The organism is Sphingomonas sp. Leaf62, assembly GCF_001421915.1.
Classification (GTDB): domain Bacteria; phylum Pseudomonadota; class Alphaproteobacteria; order Sphingomonadales; family Sphingomonadaceae; genus Sphingomonas.
In genome coordinates this window covers 187,921-211,041 of the sequence record NZ_LMLN01000030.1, presented here as the reverse complement: position 1 = coordinate 211,041, position 23,121 = coordinate 187,921, and the positions used below count along the sequence as shown (strand labels likewise).

16 protein-coding genes and 1 tRNA gene are annotated in these 23,121 nt (G+C 66.7%); 12 read left to right on the top strand and 5 right to left on the bottom strand.

Features of this window, described 5'->3' with window-relative positions:
• Nucleotides 1-4: 4 nt before the first annotated feature.
• Complete coding sequence (locus ASE91_RS16305; protein WP_082454079.1) at nucleotides 5-2,899, bottom strand: TonB-dependent receptor; 2,895 nt, start codon at nucleotides 2,897-2,899, stop codon at nucleotides 5-7.
• Nucleotides 2,900-3,118: 219 nt separating this feature from the next.
• On the opposite strand from ASE91_RS16305, the gene ASE91_RS16300 reads away from it, so the two are divergent.
• Together ASE91_RS16300 and ASE91_RS16295 are read left to right on the top strand one after the other, a co-directional pair.
• On the top strand, nucleotides 3,119-4,822 hold the full coding sequence (locus tag ASE91_RS16300; protein WP_056628062.1) for a glycoside hydrolase family 13 protein: 1,704 nt from the start codon (nucleotides 3,119-3,121) through the stop codon (nucleotides 4,820-4,822).
• A gap of 58 nt (nucleotides 4,823-4,880) precedes the next feature.
• Entirely contained in the window at nucleotides 4,881-5,969 is a 1,089-nt protein-coding gene (locus ASE91_RS16295) for an SPL family radical SAM protein (protein ID WP_056628060.1), read from the top strand.
• 51 nt (nucleotides 5,970-6,020) lie between these two features.
• Here ASE91_RS16295 and ASE91_RS16290 read toward each other — a convergent pair whose 3' ends face one another.
• Entirely contained in the window at nucleotides 6,021-7,052 is a 1,032-nt protein-coding gene (locus ASE91_RS16290) for a LacI family DNA-binding transcriptional regulator (protein WP_327196797.1), read from the bottom strand.
• Between the two features lie 184 nt (nucleotides 7,053-7,236).
• Between ASE91_RS16290 and ASE91_RS16285 the strand changes: the two genes are divergently transcribed.
• The 5 genes from ASE91_RS16285 to ASE91_RS16265 all read left to right on the top strand — a co-directional run bounded on the left by ASE91_RS16285 (nucleotide 7,237) and on the right by ASE91_RS16265 (nucleotide 13,515).
• Nucleotides 7,237-8,478 carry an MFS transporter gene (locus tag ASE91_RS16285; protein WP_056628056.1) on the top strand — a complete coding sequence of 414 codons (1,242 nt, stop codon included), beginning with the start codon at nucleotides 7,237-7,239 and terminating at the stop codon, nucleotides 8,476-8,478.
• Nucleotides 8,475-10,073 (top strand): glycoside hydrolase family 43 protein, encoded by a 1,599-nt coding sequence (locus ASE91_RS16280; RefSeq protein ID WP_056628054.1) that lies wholly within the window; start codon nucleotides 8,475-8,477, stop codon nucleotides 10,071-10,073. Before ASE91_RS16285 ends, ASE91_RS16280 begins: the two co-directional genes overlap by 4 nt.
• Nucleotides 10,074-10,378: 305 nt before the next feature.
• Nucleotides 10,379-12,031 carry an alkaline phosphatase D family protein gene (locus ASE91_RS16275; RefSeq protein WP_056628052.1) on the top strand — a complete coding sequence of 551 codons (1,653 nt, stop codon included), beginning with the start codon at nucleotides 10,379-10,381 and terminating at the stop codon, nucleotides 12,029-12,031.
• 132 nt (nucleotides 12,032-12,163) lie between these two features.
• Nucleotides 12,164-12,775 carry a TetR/AcrR family transcriptional regulator gene (locus tag ASE91_RS16270; protein WP_056628049.1) on the top strand — a complete coding sequence of 204 codons (612 nt, stop codon included), beginning with the start codon at nucleotides 12,164-12,166 and terminating at the stop codon, nucleotides 12,773-12,775.
• Nucleotides 12,776-13,050: 275 nt separating this feature from the next.
• Nucleotides 13,051-13,515 carry a hypothetical protein gene (locus ASE91_RS16265; protein ID WP_235530532.1) on the top strand — a complete coding sequence of 155 codons (465 nt, stop codon included), beginning with the start codon at nucleotides 13,051-13,053 and terminating at the stop codon, nucleotides 13,513-13,515.
• A 32-nt stretch (nucleotides 13,516-13,547) separates the two neighbouring features.
• Here ASE91_RS16265 and ASE91_RS16260 read toward each other — a convergent pair whose 3' ends face one another.
• Nucleotides 13,548-14,816: a PQQ-dependent sugar dehydrogenase gene (locus tag ASE91_RS16260; protein WP_235530531.1), complete on the bottom strand. Its 1,269-nt coding sequence runs from the start codon at nucleotides 14,814-14,816 to the stop codon at nucleotides 13,548-13,550.
• A gap of 209 nt (nucleotides 14,817-15,025) precedes the next feature.
• On the opposite strand from ASE91_RS16260, the gene ASE91_RS16255 reads away from it, so the two are divergent.
• The gene (locus tag ASE91_RS16255) at nucleotides 15,026-16,726 is read left to right on the top strand and encodes a GH39 family glycosyl hydrolase (RefSeq protein ID WP_056628042.1); all 1,701 of its coding nucleotides are present in this window, start codon (nucleotides 15,026-15,028) and stop codon (nucleotides 16,724-16,726) included.
• A 102-nt stretch (nucleotides 16,727-16,828) separates the two neighbouring features.
• Nucleotides 16,829-18,301 (top strand): DUF389 domain-containing protein, encoded by a 1,473-nt coding sequence (locus ASE91_RS16250; RefSeq protein ID WP_235530530.1) that lies wholly within the window; start codon nucleotides 16,829-16,831, stop codon nucleotides 18,299-18,301.
• A 351-nt stretch (nucleotides 18,302-18,652) separates the two neighbouring features.
• On the opposite strand, the gene ASE91_RS16245 is transcribed toward ASE91_RS16250, so the two are convergent.
• Nucleotides 18,653-18,727, bottom strand: a tRNA-Glu gene (locus tag ASE91_RS16245).
• 66 nt (nucleotides 18,728-18,793) lie between these two features.
• Nucleotides 18,794-20,557 (bottom strand): single-stranded-DNA-specific exonuclease RecJ, encoded by a 1,764-nt coding sequence (recJ, locus tag ASE91_RS16240; protein ID WP_056628799.1) that lies wholly within the window; start codon nucleotides 20,555-20,557, stop codon nucleotides 18,794-18,796.
• Nucleotides 20,558-20,654: 97 nt separating this feature from the next.
• On the opposite strand from recJ, the gene ASE91_RS16235 reads away from it, so the two are divergent.
• The 3 genes from ASE91_RS16235 to ASE91_RS16225 are packed head-to-tail and all read left to right on the top strand — an operon-like array spanning nucleotide 20,655 to nucleotide 23,046.
• Nucleotides 20,655-21,863, top strand: a complete 1,209-nt coding sequence (locus ASE91_RS16235; RefSeq protein ID WP_056628039.1) for a trans-sulfuration enzyme family protein — start codon at nucleotides 20,655-20,657, stop codon at nucleotides 21,861-21,863.
• Nucleotides 21,860-22,258 carry a Co2+/Mg2+ efflux protein ApaG gene (gene apaG / locus ASE91_RS16230; RefSeq protein ID WP_056628037.1) on the top strand — a complete coding sequence of 133 codons (399 nt, stop codon included), beginning with the start codon at nucleotides 21,860-21,862 and terminating at the stop codon, nucleotides 22,256-22,258. The genes ASE91_RS16235 and apaG overlap by 4 nt, the downstream gene beginning before the upstream one ends.
• A complete protein-coding gene (locus tag ASE91_RS16225) occupies nucleotides 22,255-23,046 on the top strand; it encodes a LysR family transcriptional regulator (protein ID WP_056628034.1) in 792 nt (263 codons plus the stop codon). The genes apaG and ASE91_RS16225 overlap by 4 nt, the downstream gene beginning before the upstream one ends.
• Nucleotides 23,047-23,121 lie beyond the last annotated feature (75 nt).

Here is a 23,121-nt window from a genome sequence, read left to right as displayed (position 1 = left end):
GTGCTTAAAAGATGGCGTAGGTCAGGTTCGCCATGAAGTTGCGCCCGAACTGTTCGTTGCGCAGGAACAGACCGGTCCCCGAGTCCCGATAGGTGTCGCGTTCGTTGGTCAGGTTCATCGCCTGCAGCGAAATCCGCAGCCCTTCGAGATAGCGGACGCCCGACCCGGCAAAGTCGTAGCCGATCTGTGCATCGACCAGCGTCTGCCCGGCGCGGTTGAGTGGCCCCAGCGTGTTGCTGCCGCCGCGATCCTCCGACAGCCAGCTCGACCGGTTGTTCGCCGATACCCGCGCCGAGAAGCCGTATTTCTCGAAATAGGCCGTGCCCTGGAACACCCGCGCCGACAGGCCCGGAATGTCGCTGCCATTGTCGAGCTGACCGTCGGTCAGCGCCGCCGACCCGGTCAGGCCGAACCCGTCGAGCGCGCCGGTCAGCAACCGCAGCGGGACCGATCCCTGGACCTCGACGCCCTTCACATCGCCCTTCAGCCCGCCGGTATAGGTCGTATCCACGCCGAGGAAGGTGGCGGGGGTGAAAACCGTCTGACCGTCGCTGCTGACCGCGCGGTGGTACCCGGGAATGTAGAATTCGGTATAGTCGCGGATCGTGCTGTTCTGGACGTTCCAGTTCGTCAACTTCTTGTAGAAGGTCGATACCGACACGAAGCCGTCGCTGGCGAAATAATATTCGTAGGACAGATCGGCCTGATTGGCCTCGTATGGGCGCAGCCGGGCATTGCCGCCGGTCGACAGCCATGGCCCGCGTTCGGGATCGGTGCTGGTCACTTCGGCGACGTTGTTGCGGAATTTGACCGATGAGCCGGGGTTGAGAAAGTCGATGCGCGGCCGGCTGACGACCTTCGACGCGGCGAAGCGGAGGGTGTGGCCGCTGCCCAGATCGAAGTTCACGTTCATGCTGGGCAGGATGCGGGTATATTTCGCACCGTCGGAGATCGGCGTCGCCTGCACCCGCAGGTTCGATGCGATCAGCGAGGTGAAGCCGGTGCCGCGCTGGTCGGTGATCAGGCCCTGCACGCCGATATTGCCGAACACGCGCGCAAAGTCGGTCTGGACCTCGAAATCGGCCTTGATCGAGGGCTGCCACACTTTTTCGCGGATCGAATAGGTGTCGCCCAGACGATCGGGTTCGAGCGAACCGGCATCCCAACGGCGATAGAAGTCGCTGTTGATGAGGCCGAGCGCATCATAGGCCACGACGTTGCCGAGCCCCGCCCAGCCGAGGTCGGCGACGCCGCGACGGGCGTCCTCGGGGATCGGGCCGTCGGACGGATAGGTTTCGGCCGTCAGGAAGAAGCCCTGATTGGTCTTCGACTTTTCATGATCCGAATAGCGCAGCGCGATGTTGATCGACTTCAGGAAGCTGTCGTCGAAGCGATAGGTCGCATCGATCCGCGCCGAGTTCAGATATTCGTCGAACAGCGCCGAGTTGACGAAGCCGTCCTGCGCCTGGGCAAAGCCGATCCCGGCGGCGCGGGCGGCGGGGGTATCGAGTTCGGTGATCGGCGCAAGGCTGCCGCCCCATGACTGCGGCCCGGCCAGCTTCACCGCGGCATAATTGTCGAACGACTGGCTGTTGTTCGCGAACATCAGCCCGCGATCGGTATAGGTCCATTCACGGATCGTGCTCGGCCCCTGCGAACGCAGGCCGGCACGACCGAGGCTCGAATAGCTTTCGCCACGCGTATCGTTCTTGCTGCTGGTCGAGCGCGACACATCGAACTTCAGGTCGAGATTGTCGGTCGCGGCATAGTCGAAATTACCGCCGATGACGAACAGATTGCCCTGCTTGTCGAGCGGATCGCTGCGCAGCACCGAATTATAGCCGGTGGTCCGGGCCGAGGTGACCAGATCGCCATCGGCGCTCAACACACCGCTGCCGTCGGCGGCGACCGGCAGCTGTTCGATGAAGCCGCGCGAGATGCCGGTGTCGGCGAAATCGATGTACAGCGCGTCGACCGTGGCGGTGAACTTTTCGTCGGGGCGCCACTGCACGACGCCGGCCACGGTGTTGCGCTTCAGGACGCGCGAGCGCGCCGCCGCTTCGTACCCCGACACGACCTGCTTGCCGGCATTCGGACCGGACGTGATCGCGCCATCGTCATAGCCCCAGACGCTGGAGAATTCATTCTGCACCGGCGACGAGGTGGTCGCGGCGGTCAGCGCGACGCCGATCGTGTCGTTAGCGAACTTGTCGCTGTACGAAAGGGCGAAGCGATAGCCACGGTTGCTGAAATCGGGGTTGCGCGATGGCTGACCATTCTGTTCGAAGCTGCCGTTCGCGATCAGCGCGCGCTTGCGCTCCAGCGGACGGACGGTGCGGATGTCGACGGTGCCGCCGACCCCCATCGCGGTCAGCGCGGCGTCGGGCGTCTTGTAGACGACGGCGGCGCTGACGATTTCGGCGGGGTACAGGTCGTATTCGACGCCGCGATTGTCGCCGATGCCGATCAGCTCGCGGCCGTTCAGCGTGGTGCCGACAAAGTCTTCGCGGAAGCCACGGACCGAAATGCCGCTGATGCGACCCGACCGGCGTTCACCCGCCAGACCGGCGAGGCGGCCGAGCGAGTCGGCGACGCTCGACTGCGGCAGCTTGCCGATATCCTCGGCCGAGATCGCTTCGACGACCGAACTGTTGTTGCGCTTGAGCGACTGCGCGCGTTCGAGGCTGGCACGCAGGCCGGTGACGACGATGTCTTCGGACGGGGCTTCCCCGGCGGCGGGTGCGGTGTCGCTCTGGTCTCCGACCGGAGGCTGCGTCGCCGGTGCGGCGGGATCGACCGGCGGTACCACCGTGGTGCCGGCGGTCTGCGCCAGCGCGGGCGTCGCCGCCAGCAGCGCCAACGCGGCGGTCGAGCACGCGAGCATATGCCGTGAATGCATGTGTATTCCCCTCCTGAAGCTTCTTTTTACGCGGTCTTGTGCCGTAGCGACTTCCCGCTTTCCGGATTGGATATGCAATACCACAATCGTTTGCAACTGCCGACTTATGCATACGTATTCGTAACGTTGTCAGGCTGTTGCAAATACGACACGCCAAAACCAAAGTTGCGACAATCGATTGCACATTGTACCCGTCGAGTAACGAGGAGAGGAATCGATATGCGCAACAGCATATGCATCGCGGCGTTGCTTGGAGCGGCCATTTTGCCGTCGACCGGAGCGTCGGCACAGGACCAGCCGGCCGTATCCGGTCCGGCCAAGGCGACCTCGCCGACCGCGGAGCCGTGGTGGCGGCACGCGACGATCTACGAAATCTATCCGCGCAGTTTGCAGGACAGCAACGGCGACGGCATCGGCGATCTGCGCGGGATCACGTCGCGGCTCGATTATCTGCAGTCGCTGGGACTCGATGCGATCTGGATCACACCGTTCTTCAAATCGCCGAACGCCGATTTCGGCTATGACGTGTCCGATTACACCGCGATTGATCCGCAATATGGGACGATGGCCGACTGGGACACGTTGGTCGCCGAAGCCCGCAAGCGTGGCATCCGCGTGCTGGTCGATCTGGTCGTCAACCACAGTTCGGCCGAACATACGTGGTTCAAGGAATCGCGCAGTTCGCGCACCAATGCGAAGGCCGACTGGTATGTCTGGCGCGACGGCACGCCGGACAAGCCACCGACCAACTGGAAATCGATCTTCGGCGGTCCCAGCTGGACCTGGGATCCGACGCGCAAGCAATGGTATTACCATATCTTCCTGTCGCAGCAGCCCGATCTGAACTGGGCCAATCCGCAGCTGAAACAGGCGATGTTCGACGTCGTGCGCTTCTGGCTGGACCATGGTGCGTCGGGCTTCCGCCTCGATGCGACGCCCTATCTGTTTGAAGACAGCAACTGGCCTCAGGACCCGAACCCCGCCGCCGATCCGGTCTGGCTGAAGCCGTATAATTCGCAATTGCCTGGCACCAATCAGGTGCTGCGCGAGATGCGCAAGGTCGTCGATTCCTATCCGGGCAATCCGATCCTGCTGGGGGAATCCTCGACCCGGTCGATCGAACAGCTGCGCGCCGTGTATGGCAAGGACAAGGACGAGATCCATCTGCCGATGAACTTTCTGGTCGGCAACATCACCAGGCTGGACGCCGGCGAATTGAAACGCCGCTATGACGAGGCCGCGACCAAGCTCGACGGGCTGACCCCGGTCGAATTCTTCAGCAACCACGACCAGTCGCGCCAATGGAGCGAGTTCGGCGACGGGGTGAACAACGACCGGATCGCCAAGCTGTCGGCAGCGCTGACCCTGCTCAATCCGGGCGTCGCCCTGCTCTACTACGGTGAGGAAATCGGCATGGGCGACGCCGACAAGGCGACATTGGCGCAGGCACCGATCGGGCCGAAACGCCCGCGCACCGACGAACGCGACCGGGCGCGGACGCCGATGCAGTGGAGTGCCGCGCCGGCGGCCGGCTTCACCACCGGCACGCCATGGCTGCCGGTCGCGCAAGGCTATCGGACGCGCAACGTCGCGGCCGAGGAGCGTGATCCGCAGTCGCTGCTCCACTGGTATCGCAGCCTGACCAGACTGCGCCGTACCGATCCGACCTTCCGCACCGGCCGCCATGTTCCGCTCGAAAGCGGCGATCCGGCCGTCTTCGCCTTTGCCCGCGTCAATCCCGACGGCACCGGCGCGCTGGTGATGGCCAATATCAGCGCGACGGCGCGGACGGCGGCTCCGAGCGGCTGGACGGGTCCCGCGCCGACCTATGGCGAACGCACCTGTGCTGCGGGCACGGGGCAGGGCGGTATGGTACTGGCCCCGTGGGACAGCTGTATCGTTCGCTTCCGCTCGGCCCGGTAACGACGCAACGCAGGGCGATCGTACCGGACCGTCTGCCGGTGTGGATCGTTGGGGGGCGATGGCTGTCGTCCCCCTCCCGCCGTCGCCGGCGCCGCTGGCATGGCGACCGCGCCGCTTGCTGGTCACCCGGTCGTCGATGACGTTCGCCCATGGGCGCGCCATCGCCGAGCGGGCAGCGGCCCAGGGGGTGGAGGTCGTGATGTTGCCCGGCGACCGGCTCGCGCTCGACCTGCCCGACGATCCGCGTCGCGCCTATGCCGCAGCGAAAGCGACGCTGGCGGTGGTGGTCGCGCCGCCGTCCAAGCGTCGGCTGCAACCGATCGCGCCCAGCGCCGACTGGCGGGTCGATCTGGCGGAGGGGTGCCCGGCGCATTGCGGCTATTGCTATCTGGCCGGGTCGCTGAAGGGGCCGCCGATCACACGGGTCTATGCCAATCTCGACGAGATACTGGACGGACTGCCTGCCTATCTGGGGCAGGGCAGCGTGACCTCGCGCAATCGCGATCGCGCCGGGGAGGGCACGACGTTCGAGGCGTCCTGCTATACCGACCCGCTCGCGCTGGAACCGATCACCGGTGCCCTGTCGGCGACGATCGCGTGGTTCGGCCGGTGGGATGCGCCGGTGCAACTGCGCTTCACGACCAAGTTCGCCGGCGTCGATCCGCTGATTGGCTTGAACCATCGCGGTCGAACGCGGATGCGCGCGTCGATCAACCCGCGTGCCTTCGCCCGGTTCGAAGGGGGCACCGATCCGGTTGCCGCGCGTCTGGCGGGGTTGGCGCGGATGGCGATGGCCGGATATCCGGTCGGGCTGACGGTCGCACCGATCATCGCGGCCGACGGGTGGCGCGAAGCCTATGGTGCGTTGCTGGCCGATGCGGCGGCCGCGCTGGGGGCGGTGCCCGATCTCGACCTGACGATCGAACTCATCACCCACCGCTTCACTGCCGGTTCGAAAGCGGTGCTGGACCGCTGGTATCCCGGATCGTCGCTCGACATGGGGCCGGCGAACCGGACGACCAAGCGGACGAAGTTCGGCACCGAGAAGCAGGTGTACGACGCCGAAACCATGCGGGCGCTGCGGGAATTTTTTGCCGAAGCGATCGCCACGACCCTCCCGGCGGCGCGCGTATTGTACTGGACGTGACGGCCGTATTCACCGTGGACAGCGTGTCAAGGCGGGCGACGCCGCGCATCGTCAAGTGGCTGGCGGTGCCGTCGACTGGCGTTCGACCAACACATGCTCCAGCACCCGCAACCGTTCCTCGGCGGGCAGCGGCTTGCCGGCGCGCATCTCGCGGATCAGCAGTTGCAACGCCTCGGCGGCAAGCTGCTGTACCGGTTGCCGGATCGTCGTCAGCGGCGGCCACAGCGTGACCGCTGCCGTGCTGTCGTCGAAACCGGTGACGGTCAGGTCGGCGGGGATGTCGAGGTGGCGGCGGTGCGCGACCGAAACCACCGCCGCCGCCATGTCGTCGTTGCTGGCGAAGATGGCTGTCGGGCGATCGTCCGACCCCAATAGTCGCTCGCCCGCGATCAGGCCCGATGCATAGCTGAAATCGCCATGGACGATCGTCGCCGTGACGTCGCCCGCATCGGCGACGGCGGCGCGGAACCCGTCGAGCCGGGCGATGCTCGCCTGCTGTCCGCGATTGCCGACAACGAAGCCGATCCGGCGGTGCCCCATCGCGATCAGGTGGCGGGTCATGTCACGTGCTGCGCGGTGATCGTCTATCCCGACCGAGATCGCGTCGCTGGCGACGGCACCGACCACCGCCATCGGCAATGCGGCATCGTGCAGCATTCTGCGCAGGCCCTCCGCCTCGCCCAGCGGTGGAGCGAGGATTACACCGCCGATCCCGGAACCCAGCAACCGCCTGACCGCATCGGCGGTCGGCGCGCCGCCGGCTTGCCCTTTCAGCAGGATCAACTGCGCCGCGCGGTTCGATGCCTCCTCGAACACGCCGGCCAGAAAATCGCTCATGAACGCGGCGCTGGGGTTGGAATAGATCACGCCGATGCGGATCTCCTGCAACGTCACCAGACTGCGTGCCATCAGATTCGGCTTGTAGTTCAGTTCGCGGATCGCATCGTTGACGATCGCGCGGGTCTCGTTGCGCACGCCGCTGTCGCCGTTGATGACCCGCGACACCGACATCGGCGATACCCCGGCGTGTTTCGCGACATCGATGATCGTAACGCTGCGACGTCGGCGAGGGGGTTGGGTCAAGCGTCTCTCTGCGATGGATTGCGGATCGCGATGGCCGATCGACGCCGCGCGCTGCGCGACACGCGGTCGTCCATCGGCGCACCGTATCGGTGCCGGACCACGCCCGGCAAGTGCCGATATCGGGCTTGCGCCACCCGACCGAAAGCGCCTACCCAATAATGGTAACGTTACCGGGAGGGGTAAGTTGGCGCGATTCAAATCGGTGCGCTGGACCATCATCGCGCTGTTTGTCGGCGCGATGGTCATCAATTACCTGACCCGCAGCATCCTCGGCGTCGCCGCACCCGCGATCATGACCGAACAGGGGATATCGTCCGCGCAATATTCGTGGATCACCGGCGCCTTTCAGTTCGGAATCATGTTCCAGCCGGTCGCGGGCTATCTGCTTGACCTGATCGGGTTGAAGATCGGCTTCACCCTGTTCGTCGCGGTCTGGTCGTTCATCACCATGGGCCATGGGCTGGCGGCGGGCTGGTTCGGCTTCGCCGCGCTGCGCGGTGCGCTGGGGCTGGTCGAGGGATCGGCGCAGCCGGCGGGGATGAAGGTCGTCGCCGAATGGTTTCCCGCGCGCGAACGCGGCGTGGCGGGCGGCATCTATCAGATCGGCGCGTCGTTCGGCGCGGTGCTGGCGCCGGTCCTCGTCGCATGGGCGGTGTTCAACTATAACTGGCGGGCGGCGTTCTTCGTCGCCGGTGGGCTGGGGCTGCTCTGGGTCTGCGCATGGCTGGCCTGGTATGCCCCGCCGCGCCGGCATCGCGCATTGTCGGCGGAGGAACGCGACCTGATCCTCGGCGGGCAGGAGCCGGCACTGGCGCAACAGCGTCGCCGTCCGCCGCTGCGTGAACTGCTGCGCCGGCGCAACCTGTGGACGATCGCCGCCGCGCGCTTCCTCGCGGACCCGGTATGGGGAATGCTGTCGCTGTGGATGCCGCTGTACCTGGTACAGGTGCGGCAGTTCGACCTGACGCAGATCGCGATGTTCGCATGGCTGCCGTTCCTCGCCGCCGATCTCGGCTGTCTGGCCGGTCCGGCAGTCGTCGCATGGTTGCAGCGGCGCGGGGTCGACCTGATCGATGCCCGCCGCTGGGCATTCACGCTGGGCGCGGTGCTGATGACCGGCATGATGTTCGTCGGCACGGTCGGCAGCCCGCTGGCGGCGGTCGCGCTGCTCTGCCTCGGCGGGTTCGCGCACCAGACGTTGTCGGTGACCGTCATCACCATGACGTCGGACCTGTTCCCGCAGGATCAGGTGGCGACCGCAACCGGCGTATCGGGCACCGCCGCCAATCTCGGCGTGCTGATCTTCACGCTGGTGCTCGGCTCGATGGTCGACAGCGTCGGCTATCAACCCTTCTTCATCCTGCTCGGGCTGCTCGACCTCGTCGGTGCCGCGCTGCTGTGGACCCTGATACGAAAGTCCGTATGACCATCGGCAATCCCATCCTGCGCGGGTTCAATCCCGACCCGTCGATCGTCCGCGTCGGCGAGGAGTATTACATCGCCACCTCGACCTTCGAATGGTTTCCGGGCGTGCAGATCCATCATTCGCGCGACCTCGCCTACTGGCGGCTCGTCGCCCGGCCGCTGCGCCGCCCCGGCCAGCTCGACATGCGCGGCAACCCCGATTCCTGTGGGGTCTGGGCACCCGACCTCAGCTATGCCGACGGTCGCTTCCACCTGATCTTCACCGACGTGAAGCGTTACGGTCGCACCACCGTCGACGGGGCCAAGGGCGCGTCGCTGCGCGATTTCCACAATTACTGGGTGTGGAGCGACCGGATCGATGGCGACTGGTCCGATCCGGTGCATCTCAACAGCAGCGGCTTCGACCCCGCCCTGTTCCATGACGAGGACGGGCGCAGCTGGCTGCTCAACATGCTGTGGGATCACCGCTCCGACCGCAAACGCTTCGCCGGGATCGTGGTGCAGCAGATGGACCTCGCCACCGGGCGGTTGACCGGCGAACGCCGCACCATCTTTGAAGGGACATCGCTCGGCTTCACCGAAGGGCCGCACCTGTACAAGCGGGACGGCTGGTATCACCTGCTCGTCGCCGAGGGGGGTACCGAACGTAACCATGCGGTGGTCATGGCCCGTTCACGCGACCTGTTCGGCCCTTATGACGTCCATCCCGATGGCCCGGTCCTGACCGCGCGCGGCCGGCCCGACCTGCCGCTGCAACGCACCGGCCATGGCGATCTGGTCGAAACACCCACCGGGGAGACATGGCTCGCCTATCTATGCGGCCGTCCGCTGCCCGATAGCGATCGCTGCGTGCTGGGGCGCGAAACGGCGATCCAGCCGATGATGTGGGGCGCGGACGGCTGGCTGCGACCCGCGCTGCCACAGGCGGCGGTGCCGGGCGTCGCGACCGAAGCGCCCATCGTCGACCGGTGCGATACGTTCGACGGCCCGGACCTGCCCGAACCGTTTCAGTGGCTGCGTACCCCCTATCCCGACCGCCTGTTCAGCCTGTTCGCACGGCCCGGCCATCTCCGCCTCCACGGCCGCGAAACGATCGGCAGCCATTTCGAACAGGCGCTGGTCGCCCGCCGGCAACAGGCATTCTGCTACACCGCCGAGACCGAGGTCGATTTCACCCCGACCAATTTCCAGCAGGCCGCCGGACTGGTCTGCTATTACAATTCGACCAAATTCCATTTCCTGCACCTGACCGCCGACGATGCCGGACAACGCCGGTTGCAGGTCCTGTCGGTCGAACCGATCGGCGAGGGGCGCAGCCGGGCATCGATGCCGATCGCCGTACCCGCCGGCCCGATCGAACTGCGCGCCGAGGTCGATCACGAACGGCTGCGCTTCGCCTTTCGCGCGACGGGATCAGCAGACTGGCAATGGCTGGACGAGGTGTTCGACGCCAGCCTCCTGTCCGACGAAGCGACGATCACCGGCCTGCCGAACTTTACCGGCGCGTTCGTCGGCATGGCGTGTCAGGACATGTCGGGGCAGGGCACGCCCGCCGATTTCCGATATTTCGCCTATCGCGAGGACGCGCCGCGCTAAACCGGCATCTGTAACACCCGCGTCACGACGACGTCGCGGGAGCTTCATCAACCGTCGCCAATGGCTTGCCCCTGTAGAAAGGGAGCTTCCATGGTTTCGGTTTCGCATGGCCCTCTCTTCGCGGGCCTGCTGGTATCCGGTTCACTGACGGGCGCAGGCGCCGTCTCCGCGCCGGATATCGAACTTCGACGCCCGCAGTACCGGCGGCGGCTTCGGCATTCCCTCCCTCATCGCCGTTCAGCCGCGTGTTCTAGTCGCGCAGCGGACGGTGTGATTCTGACCCCTTTACGAACAGGACCCTTCCTATGACGACGATCGGACGGCGCGGGGCGCTGGCACTGCTGGGCAGCGGCGCGGGACTGGCCCTGCCGGGGTTCGCCACGGCGGCGACCGCGCGCACGGCGCGGTTCGACCACGGCATCGCCAGCGGCGATCCGGCGGCGGACGGGGCGGTGTTATGGACCCGCGCCACGGTCGTGGACGGGGGAGGCGACGTGGCGCTGGAATGGCATGTCGCTGATGGCCCCGATGCGAAGCCCCTCCGGTCGGGCAAGATCACCGCGCGGGCGGCGGCGGACCATACGGCGAAGGTCGAGGTGTCAGGGCTGGCAGCGGGGCGCGACTATTGGTTCTGGTTCGCGGGTCCGGACGGGGCGCGTTCACCGGTCGGGCGGTTCAGGACACTGCCCAGGGGGCGCGTCGACCGGCTGACGATCGCGGTGGCGTCGTGCCAGTTGTATCCGGGCGGGCTGTTCAACGCCTATGCCGACATGGCGGCGTTGCCGCGGCTCGATGCGGTCGTGCATCTCGGCGACTATATCTATGAATATGGCGCGGACGGATATGGCGCGGACATCGGGCGCAAGCTCGACCGGTTGCCCGATCCGTCGCACGAGATCGTCAGTCTCGACGATTATCGTCGCCGCCATGCACAGGTGAAGCACGATCCCGATATGCAGGCGGCCCATGCCCGTGCCGCCTTCATCTGCGTGTGGGACGATCACGAAGTCGCCAATGACGACTGGGTCGGCGGTGCCGAGAACCACGATCCCGCGACCGAGGGCGACTGGGGCGCGCGCAAAGCGGTGGCGATGCAGGCCTATTTCGAATGGATGCCGATCCGCGAATCGCGCCGCGGACTGGGGCGCGAGGCGATCTATCGCAGCTTCGAATTCGGCGCTCTCGCCACGCTGGCCATGGTCGAAACGCGACTGCTCGCCCGATCGCAGCAGGTGGCGTTCAAGGGCGACACTCGCGAACCCGACGAGGTCGCGGCGGTCCTTGCTGCCCGCGCCCGGCCCGACCGCGAATTGCTGGGCGCGACCCAGCAACGCTGGCTGGAGGAGACGCTGGCCCGGTCGGTTCAGGCCGGCAAGCCGTGGCAGTTGTTGGGCAATCAGGTGGTGATGGCGCGGATCGACGGACCGGACCTGCCGAAGCTGATGGGGGCGGAGCGGTTCGCGGCGACCATGGCGAAGCTGTCCGATGCCTGGCGGGCGCGGATGACCGCCGCGATTGCGGGCTATCGTGCGGGCGCGCCGTTCAACCTTGATTCGTGGGATGGCTATCCGCCGGCGCGCGAACGGCTGTACCAGTCGTTCCGGCGGGCGGGCAGCCGGCCGATCGTGCTGGCGGGCGACAGCCATGCCGCATGGTCGAACGATTTGTACGACGATGGTGGGCGGCTGGTCGCGGCCGAATTCGGCTGCACCGCGATCTCCAGCCCGTCGTTCGGCGCGGTGCTGCCGGGCATCGGCGAGTATATCGCCGAGGCGAACCGCGAGGTCGTGTTCTGCGATCAGGATCACAAGGGCTATACGCTGCTGACGCTCACCCCCGATGCCGCGGTCGCGGAGCATGTCGCGGTGTCGACGGTGATGGCCAAACCGTTCGATCGGCAGGTCGTCGCCCGCCACCGCGTCACCCTCGACCGGGCGCGGGGGATCGAAACGGCCTGACGATCGGCGACGCCCCGCCCCGGGGCGCCGCTGACGGTCGATGGCGGATCGTCGATCGCCGGCAGCTTGTCCGCGCCCGTCGATCGGGACTCCCCTTGCGCCACGGCCCGAATAGAATATGTACCGTTCGTTATGGAAAAGACGTTGACGATTGCCGCCAAGGGCCGGCCCCGCGAGTTCTGCGTCGACAAGGCGCTGGCGGCCGCGCTCGGCGTCTTCTGGTCGAAGGGGTATGAAGGCGCTTCGATGAGCGACCTGACCGAGGCGATGGGGATCACCAAACCCAGCCTGTACGCGGCGTTCGGCAACAAGGAAGCGTTGTTCCACAAGGCGCTCGAACTCTACGAATCCGAAAAGCTGGAATATATGCGCGAGGCGCTGCGCCAGCCGACCGCGCGTGCCGTCGCCGAACGGCTGATGCGCGGTGCGATCGATGCGCAGATGAGCAGTTGCGATCCGAAAGGGTGCCTCGGCGTCATCAGCGCGACCGCGTGCGGTGCCGAAGCGGAGTCGATCAAGGCCGATGTAATGCAGCGCCGTGCCTCGTCGCAGGCGGCGTTGGTCGAGCGTTTCGAACAGGCCAAGCGCGACGGCGACCTGCCGGGTCACGTCGATATCGATGGGCTGACCAGCTATCTCTACGCGATCGTGCAAGGAATGGCGGTACAGGCCGGATCGGGCGCGACCCGCGCCGACCTTGAACGCATCGTCGATACCAGCCTGCTGATGTGGCCGGCTTTGTAGAATTATTCTACCGATCGGTACAAAAGGCGTTGACGGACCGATCGCCGCTTAATATACCGGTCAGTATAGAAGAGGGCATCGCACTGGTGTCCCGGCGCTCGCAAGGATGCTGCTGTGCCCGAACCTGACGTCGCGTCGTGACCGCCCCGTAATTCGGCGGTACGTGTAACCTTCATCAACTTTACGACCCGCAGACTGCTTCCGCTCGACCTCCGCGTCGCCGGCGTCGGCGATCTGCGTCCCCGCACCAGCGTCTCGGCTCCGAAAGGGGGGCTTTGGCGGTCGCCCTCGTGCGCCCGCTGCTGGATGCCTTTGAACCCAAGGGAGGATTTCTCATGGCCTATGTCGATTTCTCCGGCGACACGCTGTTCGCCACCCCCGCCGCCGCACCTGCCATTGTCGCGCCCGTTATCGTCGAACCGACCCCGACCGGCCTGACCGCGCTGGAATGGTCGGTCGTCGCCCTGGCGCAACGCGACCGGATGGCGTCGCTGCGCGAACCGTCGCCGCTGTCGATCGCGCTTGGCCGCGTCTTCGGTACCCGCCGCCGCGATCCCAATCTGGCCGATCCGAAGCTGGAGGCGCTGCGCCGCATGGCGGTGCTCAGCTGGCACCGCGGCTATGCCGTTCCGGTCCACGAACTCGCGGCATTCTTCGACGCCGGCTTCAACACCGATCAATATGAAACGATGCTCGCCAGCATCAGCACGGCACAGGCGTCGCGAACCACCCGCGGCTGAACGGCTCTCCACCGTTGCGTGAGCGTCTGGCGTCACCCCGCCCTTGGCGAGGTCAGCCGGAGCAGACGCCCGTCGCTTCCATCCTCCAGCAGCCATAGCGCACCGTCCGGCCCCGCCATGACCGCCCGGATGCGTGCGCCCATGTCCCAGCGTTCCGCCTCGCGCGCGGTCGTGCCTTCGAACGCGATCCGGACCAGCGCGGTCGCGGCCAGCCCACCGACAAAGGCGGAGCCGCGCCACTGCGGGAACATGCGGCCGTCATAAAAGGCGAGCCCTGCCGGTGCGATCACTGGCGTCCAGTAGAGTGCGGGCTGATGGAACTTCCCGTTGCCGGCGGGCGAGGCGATCGGCGTATCGTCGTAATTCTTGCCATAGGACACCACCGGCCAGCCGTAATTGCCGCCGGCGTCGATCAGGTTCAGCTCGTCGCCGCCCTTCGGTCCCATCTCGGTCTCCCACAACCGCCCCTGCGCGTCGAAGGCGAGACCATAGGGATTGCGATGGCCGGTCGACCATGTTTCGGCGGGCGTCAGATTGGGGGGCGGCATCTGCGCCTTGCGCACCGCGGCCTTTCCCGCCGCACCGGTATTTTCAGGCGGATCGATGATGCCGATCGTCGTCGCGCCGGCCTTGCCAGCCAGCGGGTTGCCCGGGGCCGGCTTGCCGTCGAGCGTCAGGCGCAGGATTTTGCCCAGCGCCTGATCGGGGTCCTGCGCCGGGGTGAAACGCTGCCGCTCGCCCGAGGTCAGGAACAGATACTGCCCGTCCGGCGAGAAGGCGATATAGCCACCAAACTGCCCGCCGGCTCCGCGTGGCAACTGTCGCCACAGGACCTGTACGTCACGCAACGCCGGCTGCCCACCGGTCGCGTCCAGCGTCGCTCGCGCCAGCGCCAGTCCGTCGCCGCCTTCGCCCGGTTCGGAATAAGTCAGATAGATTTGCCGGCTCTGCTCAAAGGTCGGCGAGGTCGCGACGAACAACAGTCCGCCCTGTCCTTCGAAATGGACCGTTGGCACGCCCGCGACCGCAGTCTTGGTACCCGCCGCCGTTACCAGCCAGAGCCGACCTGGTTTTTCGGTCACCAGCATCCGCTGATCGGGCAGGAATGCCAGCGCCCATGGATTGTCGAACGTCGCGACGGTGCTGGTCTTGAACGGCTTGGTCGTGGCCGGCGTCGACTCACCATAATTGAGCGGCGCGGCCGCAGGGGGTACCGATGCGGTCGCATTCTGAACGGCGTCCGTCGCGCCGCAGCCGGTCAGCAGCGCGGTGCCAAAGCAAAGCAGGGAAAATCGCAGCACAAATCGCCTTTCGGGCAAGGGAGCGGGCACGACCGCGTCGGGGCTGAAAGGGCGACGTCGCCCGTTCAAAGTCAACAGCCTGCGTCGCGATCCCGGTAAGCGCGCTTCGCACTTTAAGCTTGCAGCTGCACGGAAAATTGCAGGAGTAGAGGCAAGCTCAGGCAAAACCCGCGAGAAGGCTCGAGCAAGATCGTACAAGGGAGAGGGCCATGATCCGATTTGCCGCACTCACGGCTCTGGCCGCAGCATCGCTGTCCGGCACGGTCGTAATGGCGCAGACGCCACCGGCGGAGGCTATTGCGCCTGTGCCGGTCCGCGACGTTTCGGTCATCGTCGACGCCCGCAAGTCTTTGGGGCCGCTGCCGCCTGCGTGGCGTTTCTTCGGTGCGGACGAGCCCAATTACGCGACGATGAAGGACGGGCGCAAATTGCTGGTCGAACTGGGCGACCTGAAGCGTGGCGAGGTGTTCTTCCGCGCGCACAACCTGCTCAGCACCGGTGACGGCACGGCGGCGTTCAAATGGGGCAGCACCAACGCCTATACCGAGGGGCCGGACGGCAAGCCGATCTATGACTGGACGATCGTCGACAACATCATCGACACCTATCTGGCGCGCGGCGTCCGCCCCTATCTCCAGATCGGGTTCATGCCCGAAGCATTGTCGACCGCGCCCAAGGGCACGCCCTACCAGCATAGCTGGCGACCGGGGTTCGATTATCGGCTGATCGCGACCGGATGGACCTATCCGCCGGACAGCTACGAAAAATGGGCCGAACTGGTCTATCAATGGACCCGGCATAACGTCGAACGCTATGGCGCGGACGAGGTGAACCGCTGGTATTTCGAAGTCTGGAACGAACCGGATTCGAAATTCTACTGGCAGGCATCGCCGGAGGAATTCAACAAGCTGCACGACTTCGCGATCTACGCCGTCCGCCGCGCGCTGCCGACCGCGAAAGTCGGCGGTCCCGATGTCGCGGCGGCGGGCGAATTCATGGACGGCTTCTTGCGCCACGTAGCTTCCGGGCAGAATTACGTCACCGGCCGGACCGGCACGCCGACCGATTTCCTGTCCTTCCATGCCAAGGGCGCGCCGAGCTTCGTCGACGGCCATGTCCGCATGGGGCTGTCGACCCATTTGCGCAATGTCGACCGAGGATTTGCCAAGGTTGCCGGTTTCCCGGCACTGGCCACCAAACCGATCGTGATCGGCGAAAGCGATCCGGAGGGATGTGCGGCCTGTCCGGGACAGCAAAACGCCTATCGCAATGGCACGATGTATTCGAGCTACACCGCCGCCAGTTTCGCGCGCATCTGGGACCTTGCCGCCAGGCGGAAGGTGACGATCGACGGCATCCTGTCATGGTCGTTCGAATTCGAGGATCAGCCGTGGTTCGCCGGGTATCGACAGCTGTCGACCAACGGGGTCGACCTGCCGGTGCTCAACATTTTCCGCATGTTCGCAAAGATGGGCCCGGAACGCATCGCCGCGACCAGCAGCGCGCAGGTGCCGCTGGATGCCGTCGTCAAGGACGGGGTGCGCGGGCAAGCCGATATCGGGGCGCTGGCGACGCGGACGCCCGACGGGCAGATCGCGGTGCTGCTCTGGCATTATCACGACGACGACGTCGCAGGTCCGGTCGCGCAGGTGAAGCTCGACATCGCCGGCGCGAAGGCGGGACCGGCACGGCTGTGGCGGGTCGATGGCAGCCACGCCAACGCCTTCACCGCGTGGCAGCGCATGGGCTCGCCGCAGTCGCCCGACGAAAAGCAATATGCCCGGTTGGAAGCAGCTTCGAAGATGCAGGAAGAGGCGGTGTCGTCGACCGCCAACGGCCGGGGCGGGCGGTCGGTCACCGTCCTGCTACCGCGGCAGGGCGTCGCGTTGCTGACGCTGGACGGGCGCTGAGCGCAACGACAACGTGTCTGTTCGACCGGGATCGCCCGTGCGACGTTATGCCGCATCGCACGTTGCATCGTTGCGGTTCGAGCGGGCGGGAGAACGGAAGGAATGACGGCAACGACGACAGACGGTCGGGGCAGGGCACGCCGCTGGTGGTCGATGTGGGTGGTCGGTGGCGTGGATCACGACGCGGTGCTGCGCCAGATCGCCGAGGATTCGGGCTGGACGGGACGGTATGCGTTTCTGATCGTGATATCGGCGGCGATCTCGCTGCTGGGCCTGCTGATGCCGTCGGTCGCGGTATTGATCGGCGCGATGCTGTTGTCGCCGCTGATGATGCCGATCATCGGCCTGGGGTTCGGGATCGCCACGCTCGACACGCGCGAAATCCGGCGGGCGGCGATCGCGCTGGCGGCCGGCGCGGCGATCGCGGTGGCGCTGTCGGTGGTGTTGGTCAGCCTGTCCCCGATCCAGACGATCACCAGCGAGATCGCCGGGCGGACCCGGCCAACCCTGTTCGATCTGCTCGTCGCGCTGCTGTCGGCCGTCGCGGGCGCCTATGCGTTGATCCGTGGCCGGGGCGGCGCGGTGGTCGGGGTCGCCATCGCCATTGCGCTGATGCCGCCACTCGCGGTGGTCGGTTTCGGCATCGCGACGTGGAACTGGACGGTGTTCTCCGGGGCGTTGTTGCTGTTCCTGACCAACGCCATCACCATCGCCCTGACCGCGGCGCTGGTCGCGCGCGTCTATGGGTTCGGCAGCCATTTGTCGCCGCAGCATACCGGTTGGCAGTTGCTGCTGTTCATCGTCGCGCTGGGCGTCCTGTCGGTTCCGCTTGGTGCCGGCCTGCGCCAGATCGCGTTCGAAGCGGTCGCCCAGCGACAGGTCCGCGATACGATCCGCGAACGCTTTCCCGACGCATCGCGGCTGGGACAACTCGATATCGATTATGCCGCGACACCGATCCGGGTCCGTGCGGTCGTGCTGACCCCCAGGCTCGACCCACAGGCGGATCGCGTCCTCGCCGCCGATCTGCAAAAGCGCTTGGGGCGGCGGATCGACCTGCACGTCGACCAGTTGCGCGTCGACCCGGATGCGGGCGGTGTCGAGGCAGCGCAGATCGCGCGTGCCGGAACGACGACGTCTGATCCTGACCGGGAACAGCAGCGCGCGCTCGCTGACCTTGCGCTGATCGCGGGTAGCGACGCCGCGTCGGCGCGGGTCGATTCGGCGAGCCGTACGATCGAGGCCGCTGCCGCAGCGCTGCCGGGTCTCGGCATGGCCGGGTACCGGGCGCTGGAGGCACGCGCCGGGGGGACGCTCGCATCATGGCAGGTACGGCTCGCCCCGCCGCCCGATACCCCGTTACCGACCGTGGCGATCGATGCGGGCGTGATCGACAGTGATGCACTTGATGCGGCGGCATGGGGATCGAGCCGGTTGGCGCGGCAGATATCGGTCGATGGCGGCAGCGCCAGCCAGCGGCGCGCGGTTGCACGGGGGATCGTCAGTCGTGGGGGTGCTGCGGTGGAGGGCAATGCCGGGGGTGCGCTCCGCCTCGGTTGGGTGACGACGACCTGACCGGTCGTCGTCAGTAACGCCGTGGCAGGAACGTCCGTCCGCCGGTGATCGGGATGCCTGCGCCGCTGATACACCGCGCCCTATCGCTGACGATCGCCACAATGGACGGGGCGCAGTCGATCGATTGCACGGCTTGGGCGAAGGGCGTGTTTTAGTCAGAACGCCGGAGCGCAACGTCATCAACTTCCGGTCGAACCAACGTTGTGACGAGAGAACTGCAGCCCATGGTCCGGTCGTTGTAAGCCGGTCGACAACGCGTAGCCTGCTGTACGCCACGCTCATGCCCGGCCGCGAACTGTGCGACCAGTGACATCAACGGGTGGATTGGATTACCGTACCACCCATGCCGGATGGTGACCCCTACGGGAATCGAACCCGTGTTTCAGCCGTGAAAGGGCCGCGTCCTAACCGCTAGACGAAGGGGCCGTGAAGGCGTGGACGGGCTGTTAGGGGAGGGTTCGCAATCGGTCAACACACTTTCGCATTTTTCTATCAATCCGCCCACGCCATGTCGTCGATGTGCAGTTCGGCCGCCGGGCGGCTGCCCCAGTCGTCGAGCTTGGCGCGGCCCGCCAGCCACAGCTTGCGATGCGGCGGTGCCCCGAGCAGCGCCACGCCGAGATCGGTTTCGGCCTGGCGGAATGCCACCCCCTTGAACCTGCGGCCGTCGTCGCCGGTCAGGATCGCGCGGACATGGCCGTTGCCGACGATGTCCGCCTTCACGATCCGCACCGGCCCGGCCGCGACGCGGGGGGAGGGCCAGCCCATGCCGTACGGGCCGCCGGCCTCCAGCGCTTCGATCAGCGACGGACTGACCCCGCCGGGGGCCAGCACCGCGTCGACCAGCAGCGCGCGGTCCTCGCGAGCGCGCTCGACCGGCTCGGCCATGCGCGCGTGCAGGAAATCGGCGAGTGCAGGGATCGACGCCTCCGCCACCGTCACCCCCGCCGCCGCCGCATGGCCGCCGCCCGCGTCGATCAGCCCCAGCTCCTTCGCGGCAAGGATCGTCGCGCCCATGTCGACGCCGGGGATCGAGCGGCCCGATCCCTTGCCGACGCCATGTTCGTCGATCGCGACGACCAGTACCGGCCGCCCGAGCTTTTCCTTCAACCGTCCGGCGACGATGCCGATGACGCCCGGATGCCAGCCGCGGCCGGACACGACCACGCAGCCACGCGAGTCCTGCGCCCGCGCCGCCTGATCGGCCTCCGCCTGGACATCGCCCTCGATCAGCCGGCGTTCCTCGTTCAGCCGGTCGAGTTCGACCGCAAGTGCCCGCGCTTCCTCCGGGTCCTGCGTGGTGAGCAGGCGGACGCCGAGGTCCGATTTTCCGACCCGACCGCCGGCATTGATGCGCGGCCCCAGCGCAAAGCCGAGATCGGTACAGGTCGGTGCGCGGGTCAGGCGCGACGCCTCGATCAGCGCGGCGAGGCCGATATTGCGCCGCCCTGCCATGACCTTCAGCCCCTGCGCGACGAATGCCCGGTTCAAGCCCCGCAATTGCGCGACGTCGGCAACCGTGCCAAGCGCCACGAGGTCGAGCAGGTCGAGCAAACGCGGTTCGGCCCGGCCCACGAAAAAGCCCCGCGCCCGCAACGTCCGCAGCAATGCCGCGCCCAGCAGGAACGCAACGCCCACTGCCGCCAGATGGCCGTGCGCCGCGCCTTCGCCTTCGTCGAGGCGGTTGGGGTTCACCACCGCCAGTGCCGGCGGCAGTTGCGTCGTGCATTGATGGTGATCGACCACCAGCACATCGACCCCGGCATCGCGCGCGGCGGCGAGCGCGTCGAACGCCTGCGCCCCGCAATCGACGGTGACGATCAGCGTCGCACCTTCGCCTGCCAGTCGCAGCATCGCCGGGGCATTGGGGCCATAGCCCTCCAGCTGCCGGTCGGGGATATAGGGGCGGGCGGCGAGGCCCAGATCGCGCAACAGCCGCACCAGCAACGCGGCCGACGTTGCCCCGTCGACATCGTAATCGCCAAAGATCGCGACCGGTTCGCCCGCGACCACCGCATCGGCGAGCCGGTCGGCGGCACGGTCCATGTCGCGGAAGATCGACGGGTCGGGCATGAACGCCCGGATGCTCGGCGTCTTGTGCGCGTCCAGCCCGTCGCGCGGGCAACCGCGTGCCAGCAGGATACGGGTTACCAGGTCTTCGGCGACGAAACCTTCGTCGCAGACATCGCCCGCCAGCCCCCGCCAGCGCCAGGGTTGGCCGAGGATCGAACGATGCACATTGAGAACGGAACGCATCGTCGCCTGATACGGTCGCGAGCGTACCGGGTCCAGCATCGCTCGCGACCCGCATCTCCTCTGGAAATTTCGGCGACGAGCGCGCAAAGACCCCCGCATGAAGCGCAAGACCGGACAAGACCGCAGCATCACCGCCAACTGGCGTCCCGCAACGCAGGCCGTGCGCGGTGGCACCGCGCGCAGCGAATATGGCGAAACGTCGGAGGCGTTGTTCCTGACCTCGGGCTATGCCTATGAGTGCGCGGGCGATGCCGCCGCGCGCTTTGCCGGTGAGCAGGTCGGTATGACCTATTCGCGGTTGCAGAACCCGACCGTCGAGATGCTGGAAGAACGGATCGCTCTGCTGGAAGGTGCCGAGGCTTGCCGGACGATGGCGACCGGCATGGCGGCGATGACGGCGTCGCTGTTGTGTCAATTGTCGGCGGGCGACCATCTGGTCGGGGGCCGTGCGGCCTTCGGATCGTGCCGTTGGCTGACCGACACGCTCCTGCCGAAATTCGGGATCGAGACCGACGTTGTCGATGCGCGCGACACACAGGCGTTCATCGAGGCCAGCCGCCCCAATACGAAGGTCTGGTTCTTCGAGACGCCGGCCAATCCCACGATGGACGTCGCCGATTTGGCCGCGATCTGTGCGGCGGCGCGCGAGCGAGGGATCGTCACCGTCGTCGACAACGCCTTTGCCAGCCCGGCGCTGCAACGGCCGATGGAGTTCGGTGCGGACGTCGTCGCCTATAGCGCGACCAAGCTGATGGAAGGGCAGGGCCGCGTCTTGGCCGGGGCGGTGTGCGGGACGAAGGCGTTCATCGACGACGTGCTGCTGCCGTTTACGCGCAATACCGGGCCGACGCTCAGCGCGTTCAACGCGTGGGTGGTGTTGAAGGGGCTGGAAACGCTCGACCTGCGCGTGATGCGCCAGTCGGAGAACGCGCTGAAGGTTGCGAGCTTCCTCGAACAGCGCGTGCCGAAGATCAACGCACCCGGCCTGCCCAGCCATCCGCAGCACGCGCTGTGCATGCGCCAGATGAAGATGGCCGGGCCGATCTTCTCGTTCGAACTCGATGGCGGTCGGCAGCAGGCGCACGGCCTGCTCGATGCGCTGCACCTCATCGATATCTCGAACAATATCGGCGATTCGCGCTCGCTGATGACGCATCCGGCCTCGACCACCCATTCGGGCGTGGCCGAGGAAAAACGGATCGAGATGGGAATTTCCGAAGGGATGATCCGCATCAATGTCGGGCTGGAAGATCCCGAAGACCTGATCGCCGATCTGGATCAGGCGTTGCACGCGGTCGCCTTATGAAGGCGCTGTTCCCGCACGAGGCGACGACCGCCGGCATCGCGGTGCGGGTATCGGCGACCTTTCTGCCCGAACAGTCGCAGCCTGCACAGGGCCGCTGGTTCTGGGCCTATCACATCCGCATCGAAAACGGGTCGGAGCGTACTGTCCAGCTGTTGACCCGCCACTGGATCATCACCGACGGACGCGGCGAACGGCACAGCGTGGAGGGTGAGGGCGTGATCGGCGAACTCCCGGTGATCGAACCGGGCGGCAGCTTCGATTATGTGTCGGGTTGTCCGCTCTCGACGTCGAGCGGCATGATGCAGGGCAGCTACCAGATGCTCGCCGATGACGGGGACACGTTCGACGTGGCGATTCCGCGTTTTGCGCTGCTGGCACCGGCGGTCGGAGCATGAAGCGGACGCACCTCCCGCTGAACGGTCTGCGCGTGCTGGATGCCGCCGCGCGGCACCTGTCGTTCACCCGCGCCGCCGACGAACTGGCGGTGACGCCGGCGGCGGTCGGGCAGCAGGTCCGTGCGCTGGAGGATACGCTGGGCGTGGTCCTGTTCCGGCGCACCACCCGTGGTCTGGAGCTGACGCCCGAGGGGGAGGCCGGACTGGTCGCGCTGCGCGGCGGCTTCCTGCAATTCGAGGAGGCGGTCCGCGCGATGCAGGCGGGCCAGTCGTCGAAGTCGCTGACCATCGCAGCGCCGCGTGACCTTACCCAGAAATGGTTGTTGCCGCGCCTGTCGCGGATCGCGACGACCGACCCGGAACTCCGCTTCGCCCTCGTCGCGTCCGACGATGCGATCGACTTTACCGAAGCCAATCTCGACCTCGCCATCCGCTGGGGCGACGGGCCGGGCGCGCATGAGGGCGAGGCGCTCGAATCGGACGGCATGGTCACCATCGAACGCGCCGGCGGCGGCGCCGATACGCGGATCGGCTGGGCTGGTTGCGAGCCGGAGGATGCGTCGGCGCTGGTCCGGGTCGCGGATGCCGGCCTTGCGATCGACGCGGCGGTGGCGGGACTGGGACGGGCGACGGTGCCCGAACTGCTCGCGCGCGGCGATATCGCCGCCGGACGGGTAACGGTGGTCGGCGAACCGAAGGGTGGGCGACAGGGTTATTGGCTGGTTGCGCCGTTGCCGCAGTGGCGGCAGGCAAAGGTGAAGACACTGGTCGACGCGTTGGCGGGGTAGGCGCAAAGCCCCCATTGCCCGCGACCAATCCATTCTACCGCACCGCCGGCTTGCCCCGGTGCGCGGTCCGGGCCA

Excerpts from the sequence above, each read along its gene's own strand:
- ASE91_RS16270 (WP_056628049.1), top strand. The coding sequence starts at position 12,164 with ATGGAAAAGACGTTGACGATTGCCGCCAAGGGCCGGCCCCGCGAGTTC.
- ASE91_RS16255 (WP_056628042.1), top strand. The coding sequence starts at position 15,026 with ATGATCCGATTTGCCGCACTCACGGCTCTGGCCGCAGCATCGCTGTCC.
- ASE91_RS16305 (WP_082454079.1), bottom strand. The coding sequence starts at position 2,899 with ATGCATTCACGGCATATGCTCGCGTGCTCGACCGCCGCGTTGGCGCTG.
- ASE91_RS16225 (WP_056628034.1), top strand. The coding sequence starts at position 22,255 with ATGAAGCGGACGCACCTCCCGCTGAACGGTCTGCGCGTGCTGGATGCC.
- ASE91_RS16280 (WP_056628054.1), top strand. The coding sequence starts at position 8,475 with ATGACCATCGGCAATCCCATCCTGCGCGGGTTCAATCCCGACCCGTCG.
- ASE91_RS16295 (WP_056628060.1), top strand. The coding sequence starts at position 4,881 with ATGGCTGTCGTCCCCCTCCCGCCGTCGCCGGCGCCGCTGGCATGGCGA.
- recJ (WP_056628799.1), bottom strand. The coding sequence starts at position 20,557 with ATGCGTTCCGTTCTCAATGTGCATCGTTCGATCCTCGGCCAACCCTGG.
- ASE91_RS16275 (WP_056628052.1), top strand. The coding sequence starts at position 10,379 with ATGACGACGATCGGACGGCGCGGGGCGCTGGCACTGCTGGGCAGCGGC.
- apaG (WP_056628037.1), top strand. The coding sequence starts at position 21,860 with ATGAAGGCGCTGTTCCCGCACGAGGCGACGACCGCCGGCATCGCGGTG.
- ASE91_RS16300 (WP_056628062.1), top strand. The coding sequence starts at position 3,119 with ATGCGCAACAGCATATGCATCGCGGCGTTGCTTGGAGCGGCCATTTTG.
- ASE91_RS16250 (WP_235530530.1), top strand. The coding sequence starts at position 16,829 with ATGACGGCAACGACGACAGACGGTCGGGGCAGGGCACGCCGCTGGTGG.
- ASE91_RS16235 (WP_056628039.1), top strand. The coding sequence starts at position 20,655 with ATGAAGCGCAAGACCGGACAAGACCGCAGCATCACCGCCAACTGGCGT.